The sequence below is a fragment of the Vallitalea sediminicola genome (assembly GCF_054408565.1).
In genome coordinates this window covers 84,887-100,449 of sequence record NZ_BTPT01000019.1, presented here as the reverse complement: position 1 = coordinate 100,449, position 15,563 = coordinate 84,887, and the positions used below count along the sequence as shown (strand labels likewise).

At 30.2% G+C, this 15,563-nt stretch carries 13 protein-coding genes; 10 read left to right on the top strand and 3 right to left on the bottom strand.

Translation table 11 applies throughout. From position 1 onward, the window contains the following. Window positions 1-6: 6 nt before the first annotated feature. The 9 genes from ACX6CF_RS08975 (at window position 7) to ACX6CF_RS08935 (ending at window position 10,882) form a co-directional block, all read left to right on the top strand. The gene (locus ACX6CF_RS08975) at window positions 7-2,364 is read left to right on the top strand and encodes a B12-binding domain-containing radical SAM protein (RefSeq protein ID WP_458784988.1); all 2,358 of its coding nucleotides are present in this window, start codon (window positions 7-9) and stop codon (window positions 2,362-2,364) included. Between the two features lie 6 nt (window positions 2,365-2,370). Next, window positions 2,371-3,150 (top strand): class I SAM-dependent DNA methyltransferase, encoded by a 780-nt coding sequence (locus ACX6CF_RS08970; protein WP_458784987.1) that lies wholly within the window; start codon window positions 2,371-2,373, stop codon window positions 3,148-3,150. Between the two features lie 13 nt (window positions 3,151-3,163). After that, window positions 3,164-3,811 carry an ATP-binding cassette domain-containing protein gene (locus tag ACX6CF_RS08965; RefSeq protein WP_458784986.1) on the top strand — a complete coding sequence of 216 codons (648 nt, stop codon included), beginning with the start codon at window positions 3,164-3,166 and terminating at the stop codon, window positions 3,809-3,811. 13 nt (window positions 3,812-3,824) lie between these two features. Continuing rightward, complete coding sequence (locus tag ACX6CF_RS08960) at window positions 3,825-4,988, top strand: ABC transporter permease (RefSeq protein ID WP_458784985.1); 1,164 nt, start codon at window positions 3,825-3,827, stop codon at window positions 4,986-4,988. Between the two features lie 42 nt (window positions 4,989-5,030). Then, window positions 5,031-5,435: a hypothetical protein gene (locus ACX6CF_RS08955; RefSeq protein ID WP_458784984.1), complete on the top strand. Its 405-nt coding sequence runs from the start codon at window positions 5,031-5,033 to the stop codon at window positions 5,433-5,435. A 275-nt stretch (window positions 5,436-5,710) separates the two neighbouring features. After that, window positions 5,711-6,868, top strand: a complete 1,158-nt coding sequence (locus ACX6CF_RS08950) for a DUF3798 domain-containing protein (protein WP_458784983.1) — start codon at window positions 5,711-5,713, stop codon at window positions 6,866-6,868. 105 nt (window positions 6,869-6,973) lie between these two features. Further along, window positions 6,974-8,572 carry a sugar ABC transporter ATP-binding protein gene (locus tag ACX6CF_RS08945; RefSeq protein WP_458784982.1) on the top strand — a complete coding sequence of 533 codons (1,599 nt, stop codon included), beginning with the start codon at window positions 6,974-6,976 and terminating at the stop codon, window positions 8,570-8,572. 2 nt (window positions 8,573-8,574) lie between these two features. Continuing rightward, window positions 8,575-9,621, top strand: a complete 1,047-nt coding sequence (locus ACX6CF_RS08940) for an ABC transporter permease subunit (protein WP_458784981.1) — start codon at window positions 8,575-8,577, stop codon at window positions 9,619-9,621. Next, window positions 9,611-10,882, top strand: a complete 1,272-nt coding sequence (locus ACX6CF_RS08935) for an ABC transporter permease subunit (RefSeq protein WP_458784980.1) — start codon at window positions 9,611-9,613, stop codon at window positions 10,880-10,882. The genes ACX6CF_RS08940 and ACX6CF_RS08935 overlap by 11 nt, the downstream gene beginning before the upstream one ends. Before the next feature lie 59 nt (window positions 10,883-10,941). Here ACX6CF_RS08935 and ACX6CF_RS08930 read toward each other — a convergent pair whose 3' ends face one another. Next, window positions 10,942-11,352, bottom strand: a complete 411-nt coding sequence (locus tag ACX6CF_RS08930; RefSeq protein WP_458784979.1) for an FxsA family protein — start codon at window positions 11,350-11,352, stop codon at window positions 10,942-10,944. Between the two features lie 81 nt (window positions 11,353-11,433). Next, a complete protein-coding gene (locus tag ACX6CF_RS08925) occupies window positions 11,434-12,258 on the bottom strand; it encodes a helix-turn-helix transcriptional regulator (protein ID WP_458784978.1) in 825 nt (274 codons plus the stop codon). A 138-nt stretch (window positions 12,259-12,396) separates the two neighbouring features. On the opposite strand from ACX6CF_RS08925, the gene ACX6CF_RS08920 reads away from it, so the two are divergent. Beyond that, window positions 12,397-13,701, top strand: coding sequence for a hypothetical protein (locus ACX6CF_RS08920; RefSeq protein ID WP_458784977.1), 1,305 nt, complete (start codon window positions 12,397-12,399; stop codon window positions 13,699-13,701). A gap of 48 nt (window positions 13,702-13,749) precedes the next feature. On the opposite strand, the gene ACX6CF_RS08915 is transcribed toward ACX6CF_RS08920, so the two are convergent. After that, window positions 13,750-15,561 (bottom strand): cache domain-containing sensor histidine kinase, encoded by a 1,812-nt coding sequence (locus tag ACX6CF_RS08915; RefSeq protein WP_458784976.1) that lies wholly within the window; start codon window positions 15,559-15,561, stop codon window positions 13,750-13,752. Between the last annotated feature and the right edge of the window lie 2 nt (window positions 15,562-15,563).

The following is a 15,563-nucleotide window of genomic DNA, read 5'->3' as shown; positions in this document are numbered from 1 at the left end:
GTAGAGATGTTGGATGCAGTATTGATCTATATGAATGTAGTCAATGGTTATGTAACAGGAGCAGAATATCAGCTGGATTCTGCATATGTTTCTTCTTATTTAAAGAAGAATGATGTTAAAGTTATTCAATATATAAACAAAGATATTAATAATTACCATGATCTTATGGATGACTTGTTCAATTATAAAACAGATACATACATATTTTATATTAATGAATACAACTATTATATTTCAAAAGTCATCGTCAATAGATTGAAAGCCTGTAGAAAAGATAATAAAATAATTACTTTTGGACCTGTAAGTAACTTCATTGGTCACAACCTTCTTGATGAAGTCATGGTTGATATATGCGTTTTACAAGAAGATCCAATAACCATTTATAATCTTATCAACAGCTGTAGTTTAGATGATGTAGACAATATTATATACAGAAAAGGAATTGATATTGTAAATAAAGGTATTAGATATTATGATTATACATTAGATGATATTGGATTCCCTTATAGCAGTGGTTCTGTTCCGATAGAAGAAGTGGAGAACGTAGGATTGATTACATCGAGAGGATGTTATGGTAATTGTGCTTTTTGTTCTTATAGCAAGAATAGGTATTTAACCCATAGCATTGAAGGTATTATCGATGAATTGAAATATATTAAAAAATTTTTTGTCAATAATAATCTGAAAATCAATTTTTATGATGATTGCTTTTCCATAAGCAACAATAGAACCAAAGAATTATGCAAAGAGATAATTAAAAACAAAATAAAATATACATATTGGTGTTGTACAAGAGCAGATTTATTATCAGAAGAATTAATTGATTTAATGAGTGAAGCGGATTTTAGAAATATAGTGATTGGTCTTGAAACAGCATCCAACCAAGTTATGTCTAAGCTTGGTAAGGTGGTAGGTGAGAATTCATTACAATTCATTGAAAAGGTAAGAAAGTCTTATAAAAAATGTGAGGAGGTAGGAATTAATCCATATATAAGTATTAACTTTGGATTGCCTTTTGAAAAATTAGAAGATGCATTTCAAACTATAGAATACGTTAAAGATAAAAAGATGGACAATATAAGCGTATGCTTCATGACAAGTTTTCCCGGTAGCAGGATATTTGAAAATAGTAAATTATATGATACCCACAAGGATATATCATCCACAGTATTACCTTACAGAACTTATTATCATAATTATGATATGGGTACAATCTATAATCTGTTGAAACAGAAAAATATACTTAATGATATTTATATTGAGCAGTCAACAAGTAAGAGCAAAAGAGTCAAGGATATCCTATATTATTATTCAGGGATACCTTTTAATAATAGATATAGCAGGTTTGATAATGTATTTGTAAAAGATGATGTCAATGGCTATGAGGATTTCATTGATAATAATATTAATATCAATGGAAGAATTATTCGTAATAACGAGAAGCTTTCATTGAGTAAGGAATATCTTTTCTGTGATGATAGAAAAAATATGAAATATTGCATTAAGGAATATGATGATACCTTAGAAACTTTCTATAAGTCAGATAAGTATATACCATCAATAATCAGTACTAGAACCAAAGACAATGTTACAAATATACAAATAGATAATTTATACGATAGTAAAAACCTTAGTATCACAACAAGAAGTTTAAATAGTCTACAAGATTTGATAGAACTAGAAAACAAAGCTACAGAAATTATGAGAAAAGGTTACTTCACAATAAATGATATTAAGAACGGTATTATTCATAATGCATGTATGTTCAGTGGAATCTGTACCTTAAATCAGTTTAATAGAGTAACTTTATCAGATGAAAAGGTTCATCTCTGTATTAATCGTGGACATGCAGGTTCAACTACTGATACCTCCAGTCAATTGGTAGAGAACTTATCAAAACAAATGGAACTAAACAGTAGTGATGAGTGCAGTAACTGTAAATTTTTTAGTAAATGTTCTAAATGTACATTTTTACCACATTTTTTGAACCGTAAAATGTTCTGCGAACATGTTAAATGTAATCTAGGGCTTTGGTATTATCTAAGAATGGAAAATATATTGTATTACTATTACACCTTTAATCTATTTAATGTTGAAGGTGAAGATAAGATAAGATTCACTATATGCAAAGATTATAATACAGGAGATTCATATTTATTCAAGGATGAGGTTGTGATATTTGAATATGACTATTTATCCATTATCTATAACTTAGAAGAGAATACCATCATTTATTGTACAAAAGATGAACAAGATACAGCCAAGTATTTAATGGGATTAAAAGATGATATTTTGTTTAGTGATGAACATTTTATAGATATAATACTGAAATTGGAAAAAAACAATATGCTGGTGAAGAGGTGAATATAATTGGAATACTTTGGATTCTGCAAAGAAATAAAAGAGATGGGTTTGCCTAATGTATATGAAGAAGAAATATATTCAGGACATTTTGCCAAATTCTATGATGATAATGTAAATGATATATTTGATGTACCCTTATATGAGAAGCTTGCAAGTGAATATGGTAATCATATTATGGAATTTGCATGTGGCAGTGGTAGAATTCTAGTGGAACTATTGAAAAGAGGATATGACGCTACTGGCTTGGATATATCACAAGATATGTTAGAGATATTAGAAGATAAATGTTCTGAGTTGGATGTAAACCCTACTCTTGTATGTGATGACATGCTTAGACATGTTTCATCATCCAAATATGATATTATTATTTTAGCGAGGATTACTATATGTTTATTGGAAGATGATGAGACAAGAATAAAATTATTCAATAATGTTTACAACAATCTAAGAGATGGAGGAGTATTCGTATTCAATTATTTGGATTGTCCAAAAGAAGTTGAATCAGGAGAAAAAAGACCAACATTCTTATTTGACAAAGATAAAAAAGGGTATGCAATAATTAATGAAAAAATACTTGAGGATAGATCAATAGTTAATGTTTACAGTGAAACCAATATAGATGATAAAACAAAGAGGTACATTACATCAACAACCAAATATCTATTAAATAATGAAATGATTAGTAATATTATTGATCAAACAGCCTTTAAACATGAAAAGACGTATACTTTGAATGCTGTTAATTATGAGACAGGTAAAATGAAATTTGTTATCATAAAAAAGTAAAGGAGCTATTGATATGATAAAAGTAGAACATTTATCTAAACAGTTTGTTAAGAAGAAGAGACGGATTAATGTTATTAATGATTTTAATTATGAATTCCAGTCAGGAAACTTATATTTAATTAAAGGAGAATCGGGAAAAGGGAAGACCACTTTACTGACTTTGCTGGCTTTCTTACAAAAAGAAGATAGTGGCAAAATTAGTTTTAATAATATTATAGTAAGTGATCTAAAACAAGAAGAGAAATGTAATCTGCGTAGAAAAGAGATAGGCATTGTATTTCAAGATTACAATCTTTTTGATAATCTCACGGTAATAGACAATGTAGTTATTGCAGACGTGTTGAAAAACAAGATTAATAAAGAAAAAATATATAATAAAGCAAAAGATATAATTAAATTACTTGGATTAGAAGATAGAATTAACCATTATCCATATGAACTTTCTGGAGGAGAACAACAAAGAGTAGGTATTGCACGTGCTATACTCAAAAATCCTTCCATTCTAATATGTGATGAACCTGTATCTAATCTCGACAAAGATAATGCTAGCAATATTGTAGAATTTATTGATGGTTACTGTCATAACAAAAATAAGATTGTAATAGTAGCAAGTCATGACGAGTTTTTTGATGATTGTGCTGATTATGTAATCAATCTGTAGGGAGGGAAAAAATATGGGCAAAAAGATTTTTATGGATATTTATTTTGAGAAAAAAAGATTTTTAATAATATTTTTTGTTGTTCTTGTTCTGCTTCTAACCTATGGAGGAGTACAATATCAAATAATTAAACAGCAGACTAAATCAGTGCTAACACCTGATATCAACCTTAAAGGTAAATCCAGTCAAGATGGAGTCTTTCATTATTGGTTATATCATGATGTAGATGGATTATCAGATGCATTGAAAGAACTATATGGAAATGATATGAGCGTATATAAAACCATTACAAGAAATCTATATTATATAGATGACCGTCTTACTTTTCAAAGTATATATTATGTAGTTACCGGTGTTGAAGATGAATTCTTTCAACAAGAATTAAAGAACAGTGTTGCTAAGGGAAGACTGCCCAAAAGTGGTGAAAAAGAAGTAGTTATTGGTCCATATTCAGCGAAGGAATATAATCTAGGTATAGGTGATTTGGTTAATTTAAGTATTACACTTGATAAAGATATAGCCGATGTAGAACCTGCTCAGTATAGAGTAGTTGGTATATTAGATGATAATGTAGAGCAATTCAAATCTTCTATCATGCTTTCTATAGATACATATGAAGAGTTAAATGATACAGAAGTTACAGAAAATGAAGTTTTGGTGTATTTCAAGAATAACGATAGCATTAATACCTATAAAGATACTATATCTGAATTTACTAATATGATAGGAGAATATAATGTGGGAAGTACAGCATCCAATTTTAAATCTAATAATAATAAACATAGAAATATAATAATAAATATTATTATGATGCTTGTTAGCAACATTATCATAGTTTTCTTATTGATATCATATCTTATGAAAGGTTTATCCAAAAAAATAGGTTTGTTAAAAGCACTTGGACTATCCAATAGATATATCAATAAAATTTTTGTGGGAGGATTATCTATAGTCGTAGGAGGAGTATTCCTTATTTCCATTTTATTAGTATCCTTGATTTTGAATGGATTGAATAGCAGTGCAACTAGTTTTTTAGGATATGAAATGAATGTATATTCTATGGATACTGGAGTCATCTTATATATGGCTGGACTTTGTTTGTTTGTCATAATCGTAAAATATGTTTTAATTAAACTTAGGACATACAAAATATATCCTATGGAAGCTATGGTGAAGTAAGTAAATAATAGATTATACCAAATTATAGTAGGAGGAAAGCCTATGAAAAGAGATACAAAATTATTATTAGTACTAGCAGTTATATGTATATCATTTGTTTTCGTATATAATTTAATGAACCGAGAGAATACATCAAAATCGGCGTTCCAAGAAACTGTGGATTTTGGGAAGTATTCAGACTGCATATTTATACCTTTCAATGTCAAAAAAGATTCTATATTAAAATTTGAATGTAGCGCATCTGTAGAAGAAGGGAATATTACAATTCAGATTATTGATAAGGGTAATGATATCTTATATACAAAAAGCGGAAATAATTACGAGGATTCTGTGGATGTCAATGTACCAGAAGGTTTATGGTATTGTAATATTATTGTCAACAATAGTAATGCATCAGACGATATGGCTGAAAAAGGAACTTATAGTGTTTATGGAAAACTAAAATAATATAAATAATAACGAGAGAACTCTTTAATTAAAATAATTAATTAAGGAGTTTTTTATTATGTATAAAAATAATTATCAGTAACCTATTTTTTTTGTTAAAAACATACATAATACTATGTCCTGTAAAATATATTATAGTAATAATAAGATACACAAGGTACATTAATCGACTTTATTTTTTTAAGTAGATTTTAGACAACTTATTACTAGAGTTTGTTTCAATACTATATTTATAAGTAAACCATTTATTAAATAAAATTGTGGGAGGTATTTTAATGAAACAGTTAAAAAGATTGTTTTCAATTTTTCTTGTATTAGCCCTTAGTGTATCATTATTTGCAGGATGTGGTAAAAAAACTGCAAGTGATTGGAAGATAGGGATTGTTACTGGAACTGTATCTCAGAATGAAGAAGAATACAGAGCAGCACAAAAAACAAAAGAAGTTTTCCAAGAAAGATATGGAGAAGATAAAGTAATTCTTCAAACTTATCCAGAAAAATTTATGGATGAACAAGAAACAGTTATAGCTAATATTGCTGGTATTGCGGCTGATCCAGATGTTAAAGCCCTAATAATTTGTCAAGGTGTTCCAGGTACATCAGCAGCAATTGATAAAGTAATGGAAACAAGAGATGATTTATTAATTATTGTTGGTACATCAGGCGAAGACCCTAATATGATTGCAGATAGAGCAGACGTTTGTTTCCAGATGGATGAACTTGGAATGGGTACAGCTGTTATTGATCAGAGTAATAAACAAGGAGCTAAAACATTTGTACATTACTCATTCCCAAGACATATGTCTTATGCTTTACTTGCTGCAAGAAGAGATCTTTTCAAAGAAAATTGTGAAAAGTATGGTATTAAATTTGTTGATGCTACTGCTCCAGACCCAACAGGAGATGCAGGTCCTTCAGGTGCACAACAGTTCATTCTTGAAGATGTACCTAAAAAAATTCAACAATATGGTGAAGATACCGCTTTCTTCTCGACTAACTGTGCTATGCAGCCACCATTAATAAAATCAGTATTCCAAGAACATGGAATCTATCCTCAACCTTGTTGTCCATCACCTTATCACGGATTCCCTTCTGCTCTAGAAATAGAAATTCCAGATGATAAAAAAGGTGATGCTAGTTATGTAATAGATGAGATAAGAAGAATCAATGCTGAAAACGATATGACTGGTAGAATGTCTACTTGGCCTGTTCCAGTTAACATGATGTTTGTTCAAGCTGGAGCAGAGTACGCTTCCCAATGGATTGAAGGTAAATTCAAAGAGAAAGTTAATGACGATAAAATAAAAGAATGTTTTGTAGAATACACCAGTGAATATGGTGATGACATTGATATCAACATAACATTATTAGAAGAAAATGGTAAAGAATTTGATAATTATTTCTTAGTCCTTATAGACTTCATAGATCTATAGAAAAATCTACTTAGCTTCCCAGGCTCTTAGTTGTAAGGGTCTGGGCTATATTATAAGATGGCTTCTTCTTTTTAAATTAACTGCAAAAGATATAGGAGGAAATTCATGGAATATAATTATTTACTTGAAATGAAAAATATTAATAAAAGTTATTCAGGGAATCAAGTTCTAAAGGATATAGAACTAAAAGTGAAACCAGGAGAAATTCATTGCCTATTAGGAGAAAATGGTGCTGGTAAATCTACTTTGATGAACATACTTTTTGGAATGGGTATAATTCATAACACAGGTGGGTTTGAAGGAGAAGTCTATTTTGAAGGAGAAAAAGTAAATGTCAAATCTCCAAAAGAAGCAATGAAATTAGGAATTGGTATGGTACATCAAGAATTTATGTTGATACCAGAATTTACTATTACTGAAAACATCAAATTGAATAGAGAAATATTGAAAAATAATGTTATTAGTCGTGTTTTAGGAGAAAAGTTAAAATCTATTGATTTCAATAAGATGAATAGAGATGCTAGGAAAGCATTAGATACACTTGAAATCAACATTGATGAATGGATAAAAGTAGCAGGTCTACCTGTAGGACATATGCAATTTATAGAAATTGCTAGAGAAATTGATAAGCAAAATGTAAAACTTCTTGTTTTTGATGAGCCTACTGCTGTATTAGCAGAGAGTGAGGCTAAGAATTTATTAAGAGCAATGAGAAAAATAGCAGATTCTGGTATTGCCATTCTTTTTATTACACATAGACTTGATGAGGTTATAGAGATAGCAGATAATGTGACTATTCTACGTGATGGAATTAGAGTTAGTAATAAAAAAGCAAGTGAAACTGATGTTGGAGAATTAGCTGAACTAATGGTTGGAAGAAAGATAAATATACAAAACAAACAAGGAATCAAAAATACTGCGGGGGAAGTTATTTTTGATATCAAGAATTTATATGTTGATATGCCTGGTGAGCAGGTAAAAGGTATTGATTTGCAGATACATAGAGGTGAAATATTAGGAATAGGTGGACTTGCAGGTCAAGGTAAGATTGGAATAGCTAACGGTATAATGGGTCTGTATCCATCAAGTGGAAAAGTATTATACAATGGGAAGGAATTATTGCTTAATGATACTAGAAATGCATTAGAGACTGGTTTTGCATTTGTATCAGAGAATAGAAAAAATGTTGGATTGATTCTTGATGAATCCATTGAACTAAACATGGTTTTTACTGCGCTTAATATAAAGGAACAATTTTTAATTGATCTAGTATTTTTTAAGCTCAAGAATTGGACAAAGATAAAGAAATATTCAATGAAAAAAATTAAGGATTTGGATATTAGATGTACAAGTAGTAGACAACACGTTGGAAGATTAAGTGGTGGTAATCAACAAAAAGTGTGTATAGCCAGAGCTCTTACACAAGAACCAGATGTTCTGTTTGTTTCAGAGCCAACAAGAGGGATAGATATTGGAGCTAAAAAATTAGTGTTAGATTTATTATTGAGGCTTAATGAGGAACTTGGTATGACAATTATAATGACTTCCTCAGAATTAGCAGAAATAAGAAGTATATCTGATAGGATAGCTATTATTAGTGAAGGAAAACTAGCTGGAATATTAAAACCTTCAGATACTAATAAAAAGTTTGGGCTACTTATGTCGGGAATTCCATTGAACAAAATAATGGAAGAGGAGGTGTAGCAATGAAAGCAGTCATCAATAAAATCGGAGTTCCTAGACTGATTATCACTATTTTATTTATTGCTGTATTAATAACAGCTAATGTACAGGGGCTACCTATGAATATGCTGTTTACAGATATAATTAAGAGATTTGGTATGTATGGAATACTAGTATTGGCTATGGTTCCTTCAATTCAATCAGGAGTAGGACCTAACTTTGCACTGCCTATCGGAATTTTATGCGGCTTAATGGGGGCAGTCATCAGTGTAGAATTGGGGTTAGTTGGATTTATAGCTTTATTTGCTGCAATGATTTTCGCACTTCCTCTAGCATTGTTGATTGGATATTTTTATGGAAAACTTCTTAATGTGGTGAAAGGTTCAGAAATGACAATAGCTACATATACAGGATTTTCCATGGTTCAGTTAATGTGTATAGCATGGATAATGATACCTTTTAGCAGTACAAAAATGGTTTGGCCAATTGGAAAAGGACTTAGAAATACATTTACGTTGGAAAAGACTTTTGGTCATGTATTAAATAATCTATGGGGGTTTAAAATAGGTGGTATTAATGGTGTTCATATTCCCACAGGTTTGATTTTATTTTTTCTCTTGGTATGTTTTCTAGTATTCTTATTCACTAAGAGTAAAACAGGGACGGTTATTCTTGCGGCAGGTATGAATCCAAAATTTGCTGAGGCGTCAGGTGTCAATATTGACAAAGGAAGAATTATAGCTAATATGTTATCAACAGTTCTAGGTGCTATTGGAATCATTGTTTATTCATCAAGCTATGGATTTGTTCAATTATATGGAGCACCTCTGTATATGGCATTTCCAGCTGTAGCTGCCATATTAATCGGTGGAGCAACGGCTAAGAGAGCAAAAATCTCCCATGTAATAATAGGTGTGCTGTTATTTCAGGGGTTATTAACCAGTTCAATGCCAGTAGCTAACGAGTTGTTCCCTACGGGCAATATCTCTGAAATGGTTAGAATGGTAGTACAGAATGGGATAATCTTATATGCATTAACTAAAGTGAAAGGGGGTAAATATGTTGGCTAAATTCTTCAATAAAGAATCTATGAAGCAATTACTGATCAATAATATTGTATCTATTGTGTTTATTACACTTTCACTTATTGGTATGATAATATCAGAGCTTAGTTCAGTATATATTTTCAATGAATTGATAAGTAGAATTTCAAGGAATTCATTCTTGGTTCTATCATTATTAATACCAATCCTAGCGGGACTTGGGCTTAACTTTGGTCTAGTAATAGGTGCTATGGCAGGTCAGTTATCGATTATTGCAGTTACCTATTGGCAAGTGGATGGAATATTAGGATTCATTCTGTGTATAGTATTAGCAGTACCTATTGCAATCTTATTTGGTTATTTGACAGGAAGGTTATTCAATGCTACAAAAGGTCAAGAAATGATTGCGGGTCTTATAGTAAGTTTTTTTGCTAATGGACTGTATCAATTTCTACTTCTTGTTATGGTAGGAACCGCTATCCCTATGAACAATAGTGTTATGATTAAGCCAGATGGTATAGGGCTAAGAAATACTATAGCATTAACTGGTGTTGATGGAGATGGGGGTATAAAATATGCTTTAGATGGTATTTTTAGATTAAATCTATTTTACTTTATTATTATACTATGTGTATTATTAGTCGTTTTCGCAGTATACCATTTAATTAAAATAAATAAAAATCAAATAGTCAAGAAATCCAAGGAAACTTATATAGCATATATAGCTGCAAGTGTAGTCTTGATAGCAATAAGTGTAATAATATTATTAGTGGATAATATGTACAAAAATCTTAAGATACCACTTATCACATGGATTGTTATAGCTCTTCTATGTTTATTCAATAAGCTGATAATGAAAACTAAGATTGGACAGAATTTTAGGACAGTAGGGCATAGTCAACATATTGCAAAAGTAGCTGGAATCAATGTTAATAGAACCAGAATACAAGCGGTGATAATATCAACAGTTCTTGCTTCATGGGGACAAATAATATTCTTACAGAATATAGGTACCATGAATACATACGGCAGTCATATGCAAGTAGCAATGTTTTCCATAGCTGCAATTCTTATAGGTGGTGCTTCAGTAACTAATGCTAAGATCAGCCATGCAATAACAGGAGTCATCTTGTTCCACATGATATTCATTGTTTCGCCAACGGCAGGAAAAGCACTCTTTGGAGATGCTCAGATAGGTGAGTTCTTCAGATCATTTATTGTATATGGTGTAATAGGTATATCTCTTGGACTTCATGCATGGAAAAAATATAAACTCAATAAAATGTAGAGATGACATGAAATAAAATAAATAAAGACTCTGTTTAGTATGACTAAACAGAGTCTTCATTAGAATTTGTCTGATGTATATATGTTAATATTCCCTGATTCAAATTTATTTCTAAAATATGTTTTAATAAAATTAACATAGATGGTTCTAGTCAGTGGAAAGAGTAAACTGAATCCAAATAAATCAGTTATTATTCCTGGAGTTACTAATAAGATACCACCAATCAAAACACACAAACCATGCATGAGTTCATTACCAGGCATACGACCATTACTACTCTCATCTTGAATGTTTTTAATAACAGCTCTTCCTTGATGTTTGGCAAAATATGCTCCTATTATACCTGTAATAACAATAATAAGTAATGTAATGCTAGCGGATGTTACGTTTGCCAACTTTAATAATATATATAATTCAACAAATGGTACTATAGTAAAGATTAAAAGTAATTTTCCAAATGTAAATTTCATTTTTTATCCCTCATCTCTTTCTTATAAGTATAAACGAAAATAATGAACAGTATATGAATAAATCTTTAATCCTTTATTAATTTAAGGTAATATTATCAAATTCCTATATTGTGAAGGTGTTTTATTATAATTTCTTTTAAAAGTTTTGGAAAAATAGAATTGATTACAGAATCCCAGCCTATTGGAAATATCGTTAATCGTTAATTTTGTTTCTCTAAGAAGGCTGCATGCTTCTTCTAATCTTTTTTTCATTATATACTGTTGGGGAGTTATATTAAAATTTCTCTTGAACAATCTTAAGAAATATATTGGATTAAGATAAACTTTTTCTGCTATTTCTTCTAGGCTTAGAGGTCTATGATAATTATTATTCATAAAGTATATAGAAGGTTTTAACTTCTCATATTCAACATATGAAATCTTATCAATAATTTCTTTTTGGTTTTCCATCATATCAGATATTAAAAGCAGAATAGTTGAAGTTATATAAATAGGTAAACTTAAAGGTGCTGTCTCTAAGACATTATTGTCAGCACTTCTAGGGTTATCAAATAATTGTGGGATTCGTTCATAGATTATACTTTCAAGTATTTTGTTGTTTTTATCCCAACAATAAACAGGTGATAGATAATCTAATATCTTATTTACAAATAATGAACTAGGTTGGAAATGTATCCAATACACATCCATAGAGTCATGACATATCTGCTCTTGTAGTTTATAACCATTAATAAAATACACGTTACCTGCGATAATATTATACATATTATTTTCCAGCACAAGATTAACTTCTCCATTTACAGGGAAATATATTTTGTAACAATTGTCTTTCGTAACCTTAGAACTCCATTTTGGTAAACAATTATTAAATCCACCACTCAAAATTTTTATGTTAAGATTATCCATAACAAACATCTCCTAAGTTGATAATATATATATATTGGTTTATTCTATTGATACCCAATTGGTTAAGTATATTGTATCATAAGTATAAACAGTGAATTATCAAAAGTCAATATTATATATATTAAGGAGGAGATTTATATGTTGCATGATCCAAGTCATCATACTATGCCACCTGTAGCGCAAGAGATTATTCTCAAGGAAAAAGATAAAGAGGTATTAAGAAAACTTGGGGCAAGGATTGCAGAGATTTCATCTTTACCAATACATAAAGAAAAAGCAGTATTATGGACGAAACTCAATGATCTTAATTCATCTAGACCAATGGTATGGATTAATGAAATACCTTGGCATGAAATGAATGTCAATGACGAATTGACATTACAATGTGAACATGAATGGGCAAGAAATCTTGAAGATACTCTAAGAAAAACTATATATCAATGGAATCATATGCCAGGCGATATGGTGGTGAATCCTTATATAGAATGTCCATTAGTTATTCACAGCACCGATTTCGGTATTAAAGAGGAAGTAGATGTTATAAAGACTGATGATGATAATGAAATCTATTCAAGACATTTTAAGATTCAGATAAAAGAGCCACAGGATATAGAAAAGATTAAATTACCAAAAATAACTCATAATAAAGAAGCAACAGAAAATGCTTATAGGGCTATGTGTGATATATTTGAAGGTATAATTCCTGTCAAGAAAGTAGGACAGACTCACATATGGTTTACACCTTGGGACTATTTAATTAGATGGTGGGGTGTACAGGAAGCCATGATGGATTTAGTTATGAGACCTGAAATGGTTCATGATGCAGTTGATAAAATGGTTGATGCTTGGATGAGTGAATTGGATCAATTCGTAGAGCAGAATCTATTATCAATAGACTGTAATAATACAAGAATCGGTTCGGGAGGATATGGTTACATAAGTAATCTACCTGGTAAAGATTATGACCCTGATTATGTAAAACCTCATAATATGTGGGGATGTTCTAATGCACAGATATTCAGTGAAGTATCTCCCGAGATGCATTGGGAGTTTGCCATAGAACATGATATGAAATGGTTAAGTAGATGGGGATATACTTATTATGGTTGTTGTGAACCTCTAGATCGAAAGATGAATCTACTTAGAAAAATTCCTAATCTCAGGAAACTCTCTGTTAGTCCATGGTGTAATATAGATAGGATAATTGAGAATGTTCAAACTGATTATGTTATGAGTAGAAAAGTCAATCCTGCTATATTTGTAGAAAGCAATTGGTCTGTTAAACAAGCGGAAAAAGAAATAAGAGAATTTATGGATAGGACAGATAGAAAATGTCATGTGGAATTAATTATGAAAGATATTTCTACAGTGAATTATCATCCAGAAAGACTTTGGAAATGGGAAGAAATCGCTATGAAAATTGCAGAAGAGTATTGTAATTAATTAGATAGACGCTGTTTAGATTTTGGTAACTAAACAGCGTCTATTTTCTTATGGATTATCTTCTATTAAAGGTAAATCAATGTAGACAGTTGTACCAATAGAAATGGTGCTTTCATATCTAAGACCATATTGATTTCCAAAGTATAGCTTGATTCTTTCATTAACATTATGAACGCCAATGCCAGAACTTAGGCGCCCATCAGTTTTATATGAAGGAGATAATATTTTGGTACATGTTTCAGAGTTCATTCCTATACCGTCATCAGTTATAGTGATTAATAATTTATTCTCATTGCAATAGCAATTTATAGTGATATTACCTTTACCTCTTTTATTTTTTATTCCATGATAAATCGAATTCTCTACTATGGGTTGGAGGATAAGTTTTATAGTTTTATAACGTAATAACTGGGGCTTTACTGATACTGAGTAGTCGAATTTGTCAGTATACCTCATGCTTTGAATAAATAAATAATTTCTAACGTGTTCAATTTCAGAAAGAAGAGGTATGATATCATTACCTTTACTGAGGCTTATTCTAAAGAGTTTGGATAATGATTCGGTCATGGGTACTATATTTTCGTTCTTACTTTCTGCCATCCATATTATGGAATCAAGTGTATTGTAAAGAAAATGCGGATTTATCTGAGCTTGAAGTGTTTTCAATTCTAACTTGCGTTTTTGTTCTTGGTCTGATATTACTTGTTGCATCAATTTTTCAATCTGAGATAACATACTATTGAAACTGGAAGATAATATACCTATTTCATCATTGGATTTTATATTTGATCTAATAGTAAGATTTCCTTCTGTGGCTTCAACCATACACTTTCGCAAGTTAAGAATAGGTTTTGTTATTGCAGTTGATAGGATATAAGTTATTGCAAGTGCTAATATTAGAGATAATAACCCCATGGAAATAATGATGTTCTTTATATGTTCTGCATCTTCAGTAATAGATTTATATGGAGTTGCAGCAACTATATACCAATTAGCATTATTCATATGTTTTGATACGATTTGATATTTTTCAGCATTAATAGTATGGGTAAAAATATTAATCTTGTCACTAGCTAGTCTAGGTACTAAATTAGTTGCATCTTTCTGTAAAGAAGTCATTTCTTTACTACTAGTATTGTTATAAGGTTGATATATTATTTCTCCATAATCGTTAACAATAAATATAAATCCATTTTTATATAATATTTCTGATTCACAGAATTTTTTTAATTCGGATAAATTAACACTTAAATGGATGACTCCTGTTTTTTTGAGTCCATCATATCTTTGAACTGTTCTATTAACCGAGAATACATTAATTTCTGGATTGTCTAAATATTCTTGTTTGTGAGGACCTGATATCTTAGGGGTAACACCTGAGTCTAATATGTTTTTGTACCATAATTGATTTTTATAATCGAAAGTGGTATTAAGGTCAAGATGTGTGCTCTTGAAAACTGATAATCTATCATTATCAAAAACCAGTATTGAGTCAATATCACTACGGGAAGTTACAATATTCGATAGAAATTCAAGTGTGCGTTGAAAACTATCTGATGAATCAATGCTATAATAAGAATCATGTTTATTAAGGTATTTTTGTACATATTGATTATAAGCAATTATATTAGAAATATATTTAAGCTGGTAGATATATTCATCCAGATTGACAACAAGGGATGAGGTAACTTTTTTGGAATAATCAATATTGTTATTAAGGAGTTTATGATTATATTTACTCAGTGCGAAGATAAGGGTTGAACTTATTAATAAAATAATAACCAAGGAAAAAGATAATAGTATTTTGGTACGTATACTGATGTATCTAATTTTTTTTAGATATTTATTAGCTATTACCATTA

Bases quoted from the DNA above. Each gene is read 5' to 3' on its own strand.
- ACX6CF_RS08915 (WP_458784976.1), bottom strand. From the start codon at position 15,561: ATGGTAATAGCTAATAAATATCTAAAAAAAATTAGATACATCAGTATA.
- ACX6CF_RS08940 (WP_458784981.1), top strand. From the start codon at position 8,575: ATGAAAGCAGTCATCAATAAAATCGGAGTTCCTAGACTGATTATCACT.
- ACX6CF_RS08950 (WP_458784983.1), top strand. From the start codon at position 5,711: ATGAAACAGTTAAAAAGATTGTTTTCAATTTTTCTTGTATTAGCCCTT.
- ACX6CF_RS08925 (WP_458784978.1), bottom strand. From the start codon at position 12,258: ATGGATAATCTTAACATAAAAATTTTGAGTGGTGGATTTAATAATTGT.
- ACX6CF_RS08930 (WP_458784979.1), bottom strand. From the start codon at position 11,352: ATGAAATTTACATTTGGAAAATTACTTTTAATCTTTACTATAGTACCA.
- ACX6CF_RS08955 (WP_458784984.1), top strand. From the start codon at position 5,031: ATGAAAAGAGATACAAAATTATTATTAGTACTAGCAGTTATATGTATA.
- ACX6CF_RS08975 (WP_458784988.1), top strand. From the start codon at position 7: ATGTTGGATGCAGTATTGATCTATATGAATGTAGTCAATGGTTATGTA.
- ACX6CF_RS08965 (WP_458784986.1), top strand. From the start codon at position 3,164: ATGATAAAAGTAGAACATTTATCTAAACAGTTTGTTAAGAAGAAGAGA.
- ACX6CF_RS08960 (WP_458784985.1), top strand. From the start codon at position 3,825: ATGGGCAAAAAGATTTTTATGGATATTTATTTTGAGAAAAAAAGATTT.
- ACX6CF_RS08935 (WP_458784980.1), top strand. From the start codon at position 9,611: ATGTTGGCTAAATTCTTCAATAAAGAATCTATGAAGCAATTACTGATC.
- ACX6CF_RS08945 (WP_458784982.1), top strand. From the start codon at position 6,974: ATGGAATATAATTATTTACTTGAAATGAAAAATATTAATAAAAGTTAT.
- ACX6CF_RS08920 (WP_458784977.1), top strand. From the start codon at position 12,397: ATGTTGCATGATCCAAGTCATCATACTATGCCACCTGTAGCGCAAGAG.